Source organism: Amycolatopsis orientalis DSM 43388 (genome assembly GCF_000411975.1).
GTDB lineage: Bacteria > Actinomycetota > Actinomycetes > Mycobacteriales > Pseudonocardiaceae > Amycolatopsis > Amycolatopsis orientalis_D.
The window spans coordinates 1-12103 of the sequence record NZ_ASXG01000052.1 but is presented as its reverse complement, the minus strand read 5'-3'; the positions used below and the strand labels follow the sequence as shown (position 1 = coordinate 12103).

At 71.1% G+C, this 12103-nt stretch carries 7 protein-coding genes; 4 read left to right on the top strand and 3 right to left on the bottom strand.

The genetic code is table 11. The annotated features are described in order from the left end of the window. Positions 1–80: 80 nt before the first annotated feature. Together metX and L942_RS09470 are read right to left on the bottom strand one after the other, a co-directional pair. Positions 81–1208, bottom strand: a complete 1128-nt coding sequence (metX, locus tag L942_RS09475) for a homoserine O-acetyltransferase MetX (RefSeq protein ID WP_037357644.1) — start codon at positions 1206–1208, stop codon at positions 81–83. Beyond that, the gene (locus L942_RS09470) at positions 1205–2512 is read right to left on the bottom strand and encodes a bifunctional o-acetylhomoserine/o-acetylserine sulfhydrylase (protein ID WP_037357643.1); all 1308 of its coding nucleotides are present in this window, start codon (positions 2510–2512) and stop codon (positions 1205–1207) included. The genes metX and L942_RS09470 overlap by 4 nt, the downstream gene beginning before the upstream one ends. A 171-nt stretch (positions 2513–2683) precedes the next feature. Between L942_RS09470 and L942_RS09465 the strand changes: the two genes are divergently transcribed. Next, positions 2684–3205 carry a hypothetical protein gene (locus L942_RS09465; protein ID WP_051165837.1) on the top strand — a complete coding sequence of 174 codons (522 nt, stop codon included), beginning with the start codon at positions 2684–2686 and terminating at the stop codon, positions 3203–3205. A gap of 178 nt (positions 3206–3383) precedes the next feature. After that, entirely contained in the window at positions 3384–4952 is a 1569-nt protein-coding gene (locus L942_RS09460) for a PucR family transcriptional regulator (RefSeq protein WP_037357641.1), read from the top strand. A gap of 228 nt (positions 4953–5180) precedes the next feature. On the opposite strand, the gene L942_RS09455 is transcribed toward L942_RS09460, so the two are convergent. Beyond that, on the bottom strand, positions 5181–6122 hold the full coding sequence (locus L942_RS09455; protein ID WP_037357639.1) for a zinc-binding dehydrogenase: 942 nt from the start codon (positions 6120–6122) through the stop codon (positions 5181–5183). 190 nt (positions 6123–6312) lie between these two features. Here L942_RS09455 and ald point away from each other — a divergent pair, with 190 nt between their 5' ends. Both ald and L942_RS09445 read left to right on the top strand, forming a co-directional pair. Further along, a complete protein-coding gene (gene ald / locus L942_RS09450) occupies positions 6313–7428 on the top strand; it encodes an alanine dehydrogenase (RefSeq protein ID WP_037357637.1) in 1116 nt (371 codons plus the stop codon). Between the two features lie 553 nt (positions 7429–7981). Beyond that, entirely contained in the window at positions 7982–11698 is a 3717-nt protein-coding gene (locus L942_RS09445; RefSeq protein ID WP_162472741.1) for an ABC transporter ATP-binding protein, read from the top strand. Positions 11699–12103: the final 405 nt, after the last annotated feature.

The window sequence follows — 12103 nt, the reverse complement described above, 5'->3', positions numbered from 1 at the left end:
CACAACCCCCCTCCAACCAGACGGTGTTGCAACAACCCCATGACCCCAAGAGCCCTTCACGGAACGTCCGGCGGGCGAGGTCAGCCCAGCAGAGTCTTGACCAGCGCGGCGATCTGCTCGGTCTCGATGAGGAACGAGTCGTGGCCGTACGGCGAGGTCAGCACGGTGGCCTCGCCGCCGATGCCCGCCGCGATCTCGTGCGACTGGTACGGCGGGTACAGCCGGTCGCTGTCCACGGCGGCGACCACAGTCCGCGCGGTGACCCGGCTCAACGCGGCGGCGACCCCGCCTCGGCCGCGGCCGACGTCGTGGGTGTTCATCGATTCGGTGAGCACCACGTAGGACCCCGCGTCGAACCGGTGGACGAGCTTGTCCGCGTGATGGTCCAGATAGGACTCGACGGCGAACCGCCCGCCCGTCAGCGGATCCTCGTCCTGCTGCGGCCGGTTCCCGAAACGCGTCTCCAATTCGGGTTCGCAGCGATAGGTGATGTGCGCGATCCGCCGCGCCACGCCCAGTCCGCGATACGGGCCTTCGGCCGCGGTGTAGTAGTCGCCGCCATGCCAAGCCTGGTCGCCTCGGATCGCGTGGAGTTGCGGCGCCGCCCAGGCGATCTGCTCGGCGGACGCGCGGGCGGTCGAAGCGAGAACGAGCGCGGAGGCAACCCGATCGGGTTGACTTACCGCCCATTCGAGAGCCCGCATCCCGCCCATCGAACCGCCCGCGACGGCAGCCCAGCGTTCGATCCCGAGAGCGTCCGCGAGGGCTGCTTCGGCGGTGACCTGGTCTCGGACGGTCAGGGCTGGGAACCGGCTGCCCCACGCCTCGCCGTCCGGAGCGGGTGACGAGGGGCCGGTCGACCCCTGACAGCCGCCGAGCACGTTAGGGGCGACGACGAACAGTTCGCCCGTGTCGAAAGCCTTGCCGGGACCGATCAGTCCGTCCCACCATCCGGAACTCGGATGCCCGGGTCCGGCGGGACCGGCGGCATGGCTGTCGCCGGTGAGCGCGTGCTCGATGAGGACCGCGTTGGATCCGTCGGAGTTGAGCGTTCCCCACGTTTCGTACGCGAGGGTGTAGCCGGGCAGCGTGGCGCCGGCCTCCAGCGCGAGCGCGCCGGGGCCGGTGAACCACTGCCGCCTGCCGGGTGGGTCCCCCGCCCGCCACGCGCCGGTGACGGGCGGGGGACTCGCGCCGGGATCCGTCACAGCGCCGCCTTGGCGGCCCGGAAGCCCGCCTCGAGGTCGGCCTTGAGGTCCTCGATGCCTTCCAGCCCGACGGCGAGCCGCACGAGACCGGGCGTGACGCCGGCGGCGACCTGGTCGTCCGGGCCGAGCTGGCTGTGCGTGGTCGACGCCGGGTGCACGATCAGGCTGCGCACGTCGCCGAGGTTCACCAGCTGGCTGTGCAATTCGGTGCCGTCGACGAACTTCCGGCCCGCCTCGACGCCGCCGCGCAGCTCGAACGACAGCACCGCGCCGACCCCGCGCGGCAGGTACTTCCGCGCCGCCGCGTGGTACGGGCTCGACGGCAGACCGGCGTAGTAGACCTTCTCGACCTCGTCGCGCTCTTCGAGCCATTCCGCGAGCGCCTGCGCGTTGGCGGAGTGCCGCTCGACGCGCAGCGACAGCGTCTCGATGCCCTGCAGGATGAGGAAGCTGTTCAGCGGAGCGATCGCCGCGCCGGTGTCGCGCAGGATCTGCACGCGCGCCTTGGCCGCGAACGCGCCCGGGCCGAGCGCCTCCCAGTACTTGAGACCGTGGTAGCTCGGGTCGGGCTCGGTGAAGCCCGGGAAACGGGCCGGGTCCTTGCCGAAGTCGAACGTGCCGCCGTCGACCAGGACGCCGGCGACCGTGGTGCCGTGGCCGCCGAGGTACTTGGTCGCCGAGTGCACGACGATGTCGGCGCCGTGTTCGATCGGGCGCACCAGGTACGGCGTCGGCACCGTGTTGTCCACGACCAGCGGGACCCCGGCCTCGTGCGCGACGTCGGCGACCTTGCGGATGTCGAGGACGGCGCTGCTCGGGTTGGCCAGCGTCTCGGCGAAGAACAGCTTGGTGTTCGGCCGGACCGCGGCCCGCCACTGCTCGGCGTCGTCCTGGTCATCGATGAAGGTGACCTCGATGCCGAGCTTCGGCAGCGTGTAGTGGAAGAGGTTGTAGGTGCCGCCGTACAGCGACGGGCTGGTGACGAAGTGGTCGCCGGAGTTGGCCAGGGTCAGGATCGCCGCGGTGACCGCCGCCGAACCGGAAGCGAACGCGAGCGCGGCGACGCCGCCTTCGAGGGTGGCGACGCGCTGCTCCAGCACGTCCTGGGTCGGGTTGTTGATGCGCGTGTAGATGTGGCCCGGTTCGGCGAGGCTGAACAGGTCCGCCCCGTGCTGCGTGTCGCGGAAGACGTACGAAGTGGTCTGGTAGATCGGCGTGGCGCGGGCCCCGGTGGCCGGGTCGGGCGCCGCCCCCGCGTGGATTTGCTTGGTCTCGAAGGACCAGCTCGTGGTGTCTTCCGGCATGTGCTCGCTCCTCGCGGTTCGTGAACGGGTCGGCTGGCGGCGACGCTAACCAGGCCGGACGAACCGCCCAACCGCTCTCACGGGATGAGAGCCCTACGCACCCGGACGTAGGAACAAGTGCCGAGCGCTGACGGACGACGCGACCCCGCCCGGTCGCGCACCCTCGACCGCATGGACTGGAGAATGCGGCCGACGACCCGGAAGTGGTTCCTGTTCGGCCACGTCGTCACGTCGGTCGGCTGGATCGGAGCCGAACTCGCGGTGCTGATCTGCAGCGTTCTCGCGATCGCCGACTTCGATCCGGTCACCACGCGCAGCGCGAACGTCATCGCCGGCGTGCTCGCCGGCACGCTCTATTTCCCGGCGAGCCTGCTCGCGCTGGCCACCGGGGTCGTGCTCGGCCTCGGCACGAAGTGGAAGCTGGTGCGCTACCACTGGGTCCTGTGGAAACTGCTGGCGACGCTCGCCCTTTTCGGCGGAGGAAACCTGCTCGTGGTCCCCTCCTTCGTCGCCCACGGCGAACAGGCGGCGCGCGGTGAAATCGTCGGCGCGAGCGCGGTTTCGGGGACGGGTGCGATGAGCGTCGGGCTGACGCTGCTTTTGGCGGCGACGCTGGTGTCGTATTTCAAGCCCTGGCCGAAGGTGTTCACTCGCGTTGCCGCAGAGCGAACCGATTCCCTTCCGAGTCGGTGAACATCGCTCACCAGCCCCACGGCTGCTCGGTCGGCAGCTCCGGCTGGCTCCCCTGACCGAGGCAGGCCCATCCGGCCCTCCGCTCTGTCCCGATCGCCCTAACCGAGTGCCGCGGGTGGCGAAACCGGGGCAGTCTTCTACCGTTCCAGCAAGGACGTCCGAAGTGCTGGAGGTAGCTGTGGTCTCGGTGCGCAGCGTCGTGGACCGGGTCGGTCCCACGCTGCTCCACGCGCTTCTTGTGCCGGAAGGCTGCCCGGCGGTCGGCGACGTGGTGATTGCCGAGCCCGGCGCGGAATCCGCCATCGCGGCGGGTGACCTGGTGCTCGGCGTCGCCACGATCGAGGCCGCTGATGCTGCGGAACTCGTCCGGGTGAGCGCCGGGCGAGGTGCGGCCGCGGTGCTGCTGAAACCGCCGCTGGCCGCGAAGCAGTCGGTGCGGCGGGCGGCGAAGTCGGCGGGAATCGCGCTGATCCAGGTGCACGCGGCGACGTCGTGGGCCCAGCTGGTCTGGCTGTTGCGCACGGTGCTGGACGCGCTCGCCGACGAATCCGAAGCACTCGAAGAAGGCGGCGACCCGGGTTCCGGCGACCTCTTCCGGCTCGCCGACGCGGTCGCCGCGGTGGTCGACGCGTCGGTGACGATCGAGGACACCAACTCGCGCGTCCTCGCCTACTCCGCGCGCCAGGATCTCACCGACCCGGCGCGCGTCGCGACGATCATGGGCCGCCGCATCCCGGACGACGTACTGGCCCGGTTCCGGTCGCGCGGCGTGTTCCGCGAGCTTTCCCGCGGCAGGCAGACGATCTTCGTCCCGGCCCAGCGCGACGGCACCCTGCCGCGGCTGATCGTGCCGATCCGGATGGGCGGCGAACTGCTGGGTTCGATGTGGGCTGTCGTCCCCGGGCCGGTCTCGGACGAACGCGCGGCGGCTTTCGCGGACGCGGCCCCGGTCGTCGCACTGCACCTGCTGCGACGGCGCGCGCATACGGACGCGCAGCGTCGGGCGTCGGCCGAATTGCTGCGCGCGGTCTTGGAAGGACAGGTCCCGCCGCGGCGGGTGGTCGCCGAACTGGACCTGTCCGACGAGCCGCACCGAGTCGTGGTCGTGGACGTCAGCGGCGGCGACAGCCGGGACGCCGAGGGGCTGTTGCTGGCGTTGCTCGAACGGATTTCGCAGGGTTTCGGACGCCGCCCCGTCGCCGCCGATCTGGGCGGGTTGCTGTACGTCGTCGTGCCGGATCGCCCCGGCGAAGGCGGCTGGCCGGAACTGCGAGAGGCACTGCTCGCCCAACCCGCTTCCCGCCGGGGCGGCCTTCCGCGCGCGGCCGCGGGTGCGCCAGGCGATCCGACTGCGCTGGCCGCGTCTCGAGCCCAAGCGGACGAAGCACTGGGACTGCTGCGGGCCGGCCTGGTCGAGGGCCGCGTCGTGGCGTACGACGAGGCGTGGACCGCGCTGGTTCTGCACCGCGCCGCCGCCGGAGCAGCGGCGGCGCAGGTATCAGAACTCGGCCCGCTCGGCGTGTTGCTCGCGCACGACGAGGCGAGCAACGCCGGATACGTCGACACTCTCTACGAATGGCTCCGCCATCCCGGCGACCCGCGCGCCGCCGCGGAACGGCTGCGCATCCACCCGAACACGCTGCGGTACCGAATGAAACGGCTGCTGGAACTCGTCCCGCTGAACCTAGACGACCCCGACGTCCGGCTCGCCCTGCTCACCCAGCTGATCGCACTGCGGTGGAGCTGATCCGGTAGCTGAGATCGTTGGCACGCAACGATTCCGGAAGCTATCTCGATAACCGAGACCAGCCCGCGCACTCCGCTCGCGCAACAACTCCCCACCACGACCAACCGCCGCCGCTGCACCCACCCATCCAGGCACCCAGCCCCCGCCCTGCACCCCGATACGAAGCCTCCCTGCACAATCAGGCTTCGGGGTGCCCCACGCACGATGGGCGCGCAGCGAAACCCCGCCTCACGCAACCAGCAACGTCTTCCCGATAGTCCCCCGAGACTCGATCGCCGCGTGCGCGTCGGCCGCGCGCTCCAGCGGAAAGCGCTGCCCGATCACCGGCGTGAGCTGTCCGGCCGCGGCAGCCGCCAGTGCCGATTCGGTGTAGCCCCGCATCGCCGCCGCGTCGCCGATCGACCGGACCAGTTTCACCCCGCGCGCGGCAGCGTCCTCTTCGGACACTTCCGTCCACGAACCGCTTGCCAGGCCGTAAATCGCCATCCGTCCGCCGGGGCGCACCAGCGTGAACGCCGCGGTGCCGACCGCGCCTCCCACGCCGTCGAACACCACGTCCACCTCCCCGACCTCCGCGGTCCACTGCGGATCGGTGTAGTCGACCGCCCCGTCCGCGCCCAATTCCCGGGCGTGGGCAAGCTTTTCCGGCCCGCCCGCGGCCGCCACGACCTCCGCGCCAGCGGCCTTCGCCAGCTGCACCAAGAGGCTGCCGACCCCTCCCGCGGCAGCCTCGACGAGCACCCGTTCCCCTGGCGCGACCGCGGTCGCGTGCACCAGCCCGGTCGCCGTGCGGCCGTCGGCCAGCAACGCGACAGCCGCGTCAAGACTCAGCGCGTGCGGCACCGGGAACACCAACCCGGCGTCCACGACCACGCGCTGGGCGTAACCGCCGCTGCCGCCGGTCGACGTCACCACCCGTTTCCCGACCAGCGCCGGGTTCACGCCCTCCCCGGCGCGGCTGATCACTCCCCCGACGCCGTTGCCGGGCACCATCGGAAGCGTGCCGCCGAAGGGCCCCGTCCCCGTCGCCCGGAACTGCGTTTCCACGAACGTGACGTTGGCGAACGCCACCTCGATCAGCACCTGCCCCGGACCGGGGGACGGGTCGGGCGCGTCCCCCGCCTCCAGCACCGCCGGCCCGCCGAACTCCCGCAGCCACACCGCTCGCATGTAAGCCCTTCCTCGAAGTCTCCGCCGGCGACCAGCCAACTACCTCGAGTGCGGTCGAGGTCAAGCGCATTGTCCTGGCAGCACTATCGGCCCCGCGCAAGACTGTGTCGGCGGAATGATGACACCGCCGTCCGGGTAGATCACCGTGAGTGGCAACACCTTCGAGAGAACCGCCGCCAGGAGGCAAGCAGTGCGCATCGCCGTTCCCCGTGAGATCAAGAAGCACGAGTACCGGGTCGCGTTGACCCCGGCAGGCGTGCACGAACTGGTCGGTCGCGGGCACGACGTCTTCGTCGAGACGGGTGCCGGGACCGGGTCGTCCATCACGGACGAGGAGTACGTCGCCGCGGGCGCGAAGGTGCTCGCCACCGCGGAGGAGACGTGGGCCGAGGGCGAGCTGGTGCTGAAGGTGAAGGAGCCGATCGCCGAGGAGTATCCGCGGCTGCGCAAGGATCTGGTGCTGTTCACCTACCTGCACATCGCCGCGGACCGTCCGCTGACCGACGCGCTGCTGGCCGCGGGCACCACCGCGATCGCCTACGAGACGGTGCAGAAGCCGAACGGCGCGCTGCCGCTGCTGGCCCCGATGTCCGAGGTCGCCGGCCGGCTGGCCCCGCAGGTCGGCGCGTTCGCGCTGATGAAGCCGAGCGGCGGCCGCGGCGTCCTGCCCGGCGGCATTCCCGGCGTGCACCCGGCTCGCGTCGTCGTCATCGGCGGCGGAGTGGCGGGGCTCAACGCCGCCCGGGTCGCGCTGGGCCTTGGCTCGGACGTGGAGATCCTGGACACGAATGTCGACCGGCTCCGGCAGATCGACAACGACTTCGGCGGCCGGATCCGCACCGTGACCTCCAACCGCCTGTCGGTGGAGGAGTCGGTCCTCGATGCGGACATGGTCATCGGCGCGGTCCTGGTCCCGGGCGCGAAGGCGCCCAAGCTGGTCTCCAACGACCTGGTCTCCCGGATGAAGCCGGGCAGCGTGCTGGTGGACATCGCCATCGACCAGGGCGGCTGCTTCGCCGACTCCCGCCCGACCACGCACGACGACCCGACGTACACGGTCCACAACTCGGTCTTCTACTGCGTGGCGAACATGCCCGGCGCGGTCCCGCGGACGAGCACCTACGGTCTCACCAACGTGACCCTGCCCTACGCGGTGCAGCTGGCGGACAAGGGCTGGAAGCAAGCCCTCTCCGCCGATCCCGCCCTGGCCCTGGGCCTGAACACCCACGCAGGCGCGCTCACGAACGCCCCCGTAGCCACCGCCCACAACCTCCCCCACACCCCAATCGAAACCGCACTCGCCTAACAACCACATAAGAGAAGCGGCGAGGCCCACCGGACCTCGCCGCTTCTCTTATGCACCAAGCCTTTTTGTTCCACCCACGCCCCACCCAACCGCAGCCGAAGGCACCGCGGGGGTCCGGGGGGGGCTCGGCCCCCCGGGTATCACGACGCCCCTTCACCGACGAAGCGCGGCCACGCGCGTGTAGGGAAGGGCCAGAAGGGGCGACCCGCTCAACCAGCCTGGGGGTCACTGGGAGCGGGTCGCCGAGTACTAGCTTAAAGAACGTTGGGCGGGTGCGCTCGTTCGGGGGTGGATTTCGCCGGGGTTCTTCCCGGTGACCAGGTGAACGTTCAACCTTTCACGTTTGCTGGCGGGACCAGGGTTTCCCTGCTCCACGGGGCTTCCGGGGCGCCGCGGAACCCGGTGGCGTGCCGTTCGTCACCCCGGCCGGGCCGAGCGCCGGTTGTGCCCGTTTGGTCCGGGCGGCGGCCTCGCTGGGGAATAAATTGTCGGTGCCGCTCCCTAACCTTGTGATGTGACCACCACTGCGACGCCCGCGCGTCAAGACCGTCCGATTGCTGAGACGGCGCCCCGGCCGGTCGGCTGGGTGCGCCGGTTGTCCGCTGCCTGCTGGGAGCACCGCGGTGTCGTCGTGCTCTCGATGACGGCGGCGGTGCTGAGCGTCGGCGTGCAGGCGGCGAGTCCGTTGCTGGTGCGGTCGGCGGTGGACGACGCGGTGGCCGGGCATACGGCGCAGCTGACCGGGCTCGCGGTGGCGCTGGTGGCGTTGCAGCTGGTGGCGTTCGGGTCGGCGTTCCTGCGCCGGTATGTCGGCGGGCGGCTGGCGCTGGACGTGCAGCACGATCTGCGGAACCGGGTGTTCGGCGCGGTCTCGCGGCTGGACGGCGGGAAGCAGGACGCGTTGCGCACCGGGCAGGTCGTGTCGCGCGCGATCTCGGACCTGCAGTTGGTCACCGGGTTGCTCATGCAGGTTCCGCTGTCGGCGGGGTCGGTGATTTTCGCGGTGCTGTCGCTGGGCGCGATGTTGTGGATGTCGCCGCTGCTCACGCTCATCGCGCTGGTGGTCGCGCCCGCGGTCGGGATTGTCGTGGCGCTGAGCAGGCGGCGGTTGTTCCCGGCGACCTGGTCGGCGCAGCAGCGCGCGGCGGATGTCGCGCAGCACGTCGAGGAAACCGTCACCGGCGTGCGCGTGGTGAAGGGTTTCGGGCAGGAGGCGCGCGAGGTTGCCCGGCTGGAGCGGACGGCACGGAAGCTTTTCGCGGAGCGGCTGCGCGCGGCGAAGCTGTCCGCGCTGCCGACCGCGACCACGTCGGCGCTGCCCGCCGCGGGTCAGGTCGCGGTGCTGGCGATCGGCGGCATGCTGGCGTTGAACGGGCAGATCAGCCTGGGCACGTTCCTGGCGTTCGCTACCTATCTCGCCGCGTTGATCGGCCCGGCGCGGTTCCTGTCCGGCTTGGTCGTGCAGGCGCAGCTCACGCGGGCCGGCGCGGAGCGGGTGTACGAGCTGATCGACGCGCAGCCGGAGGTCACCGACCGCCCCGACGCGCGGCCGCTGCCGCCCGGCACGCTGGGCGTCGAACTGAACGACGTGAAGTTCGGGTACACCCGCAGCGACCCGGTGCTCGACGGGCTCACGCTGGAAGCGCGCCCCGGCGAAACACTCGCGCTGGTGGGCACGGCCGGCTCCGGCAAATCCACGATTTCCCTGCTGCTGCCCCGGTTTTACGACGTGCACACGGGTTCGGTGCGGGTCGGCGGGATGGACGTGCGCGACGTGCCGCTGAAGGACCTGCGGCAGGCGATCGGGGTGGTTTTCGAGGAAGCGTTCCTGTTCTCCACCTCGGTGCGCGACAACATCGCCTACGGCCGCCCGGACGCGAGCGACGAGGAGGTGTTCGCGGCCGCCCGCGCGGCGGAGGCGGACGAGTTCATCCGCGCGCTGCCGGACGGGTACGCCACCGAGGTCGGCGAGCGCGGGCTCACGCTGTCCGGCGGGCAGCGGCAACGGCTCGGGCTGGCCCGGGCTCTGCTGACCGACCCGCGCGTGCTGATCCTGGACGACGCCACGTCGGCGATCGACACCGTCACCGAAGCCGCGATCCACGACACGCTGCGCGCGGTCACCGCCGAGCGCACCACGCTGCTGATCGCGCACCGGCGGTCGACGTTGCAACTGGCCGACCGGATCGCGGTCATGGATCAGGGCCGAGTGGTCGATGTCGGCACCGAGGAGGAACTGCTGGCGCGGTGCGAGCTGTTCCGCGAGCTGGTCGCCGGGCCGGGCGACGACGTCGAAAAGCCGCACCGCTGCGACAACCTCGAGCCCGGCGCGGACGGCACCACGGCAGTGCTGTGGCCGGACGACGACCGCGACGAGGTCGACGCCCTCGCCGAGGCCGCGCAGTCCCGCGGCGGCACGCCCGGTGGCGGCAGCGGTTTCGCGGGCAGCGGCGGCGCGGACGTGCCGCCCACCCCGGAACTGTTGGAAGGCGTCCGGCGGCTGCCGCCCGCGACCGACCGCCCGCGACTGTCCGATGTGGACGTCACCGCCCCGGACCCGGGCTTCCGGCTGTCCCGGATCCTGCGCCCGGTGCGGTGGCCGCTGATCGGAGTGATCGCGCTGGTCGCCGCCGACGCGCTGGCCTCGCTCGCGTTGCCCGCGCTGTACCAGCGCGGGGTCGACCACGGCGTGCTGCCCGGCGTGGCGAGTGTCGTATGGCTGCTGGCCGGGATCGGCGCGCTCGTCGTGGCGGCCGACTGGCTGGTGGTGCGCTGGCAGACGCGGCTCACCGCGCGCGTCGGCGAGACCGTGCTGTACTCGCTGCGCGTGCGCAGTTACGCACACCTGCAACGGCTCGGGCTGGACTACTACGAACGCGAGCTGTCCGGGAAGATCATGACCCGGATGACCACGGACGTCGACGCGTTGTCCACGTTCCTGCAGACCGGCCTCGCCACCGCGGTCGTCAGCGCGCTCACCTTGGTCGGCATCACGGTCGCGCTGCTGGTCACCGATGCCGCACTGGCCGGGTACGCGTTGGCCATGCTGCCGATCCTGCTCGTCGCCACGCTGATCTTCCGGCGAGTCGCCTCGCGGGCATACAGCGAGGCGCGCGAGAAGGTGAGCGTCGTCAACGCGGACATGCAGGAAAACGTCAGCGGCCTGCGGGTCGCCCAGGCCTACACCCGCGAGGAGCGCTCGGCGAAGGTGTTCGAGTCGCGCAGTGACGACTACCGGCGATCGCGGCTTCGCGCGCAGCGGTACATCGCGACGTACTTCCCGCTCGTCTCGTTGCTGTCGGATCTGGCGACCACCACCGTGCTGGTCGTCGGCGCACACCGCGTCGCCGGCGGCACGCTCGAAGCCGGGGTGCTGCTCGGATTCTTGCTGTACCTGCAGCAATTCTTCTCGCCGATCCAGCAGCTGTCGTCGGTGTTCGACGGCTACCAGCAGGCCCGCGTCGGCCTGAGCCGCATCGGCGACCTGCTGCGCACGCCGACGTCGGTGCCGCCGGCCGAGCAGCCGGTCGAGCTGCCCGCCCGCCTGTCCGGCGAAGTGCGTTTCAAGGACGTCGATTTCTCCTACGCCGGCGCGGAAAAGCCAGCGCTGGAGAACCTGACCCTCGACGTCGCGGCAGGCGAAACCGTCGCGCTGGTCGGCGCGACCGGCGCGGGCAAGTCCACCGCGGTGAAACTCGTCGCGCGCTACTACGACGCCACCGGCGGCTCGGTCTTGATCGACGGCGTCGACGTCCGCGAGTACGACCTGCCCGCGCTGCGCGCCCGGATGGGCGTAGTGCCGCAGGAAGCGCACCTGTTCTCCGGCACCGTCGCGGACAACGTGCGGTACGGCCGCCCCGAGGCCACCGACGCGGAAGTCGAGGCCGCCGTACGCGCAGTCGGCGCCCTTGACGGAGTAGCCGCACTACCCGCCGGTTTCCGCCAACCAGTAGGCGAACGCGGCCGCTCGCTGTCGGCCGGGCAACGGCAGCTCGTCGCACTGGCCCGAGCCGAACTGGTCGACCCGGACGTCCTCCTGCTGGACGAAGCCACCGCCGCCCTGGACCCAGCCACCGAAGCCACGGTCCTGCGCGCCACCGAACACCTAGCCCGCCGCCGCACCACCTTCGTAGTCGCCCACCGCCTGGCAACGGCCGCGAAGGCGGACCGGATCGTCGTGCTCGACCACGGCCGCATCGTCGAACAAGGCACCCACGCCGAACTGATCGCCGCGAACGGCCACTACGCACGCCTGTGGGCACTGGGATGAGCATGGAGGTTTCGCACCGGTAGACGATGTTGGCGACGCACCGCGCGAGCGCTGCTAATTGCCGGACGCTCGCGCGGTGCCCAGTCACCCCGGAACATCCGATAACGCGCACTGACCCGGCCGACTGCCGCCGCTCACGCGGGCAAGTGATCTTGTCGCCGCGGCGAAGCAGCACGCTGCCCGCCAGAACGGCAACACACCACGCGGGCACCCGTTGCCCGACGCGCACGCGACGCCCGGCCCCAGCCGCCGCGCGGCACCGTGGTCAAGAACCCGCGCGACGGCAATCGACACACCACCCGCGCACCCCCCGCCCAACACGCACCCGACACCCCGCCCAACCACCACCCGGCACCACGATCAACAAACCACACGACGCCAAGCGACACACCACCCGCGCACCCC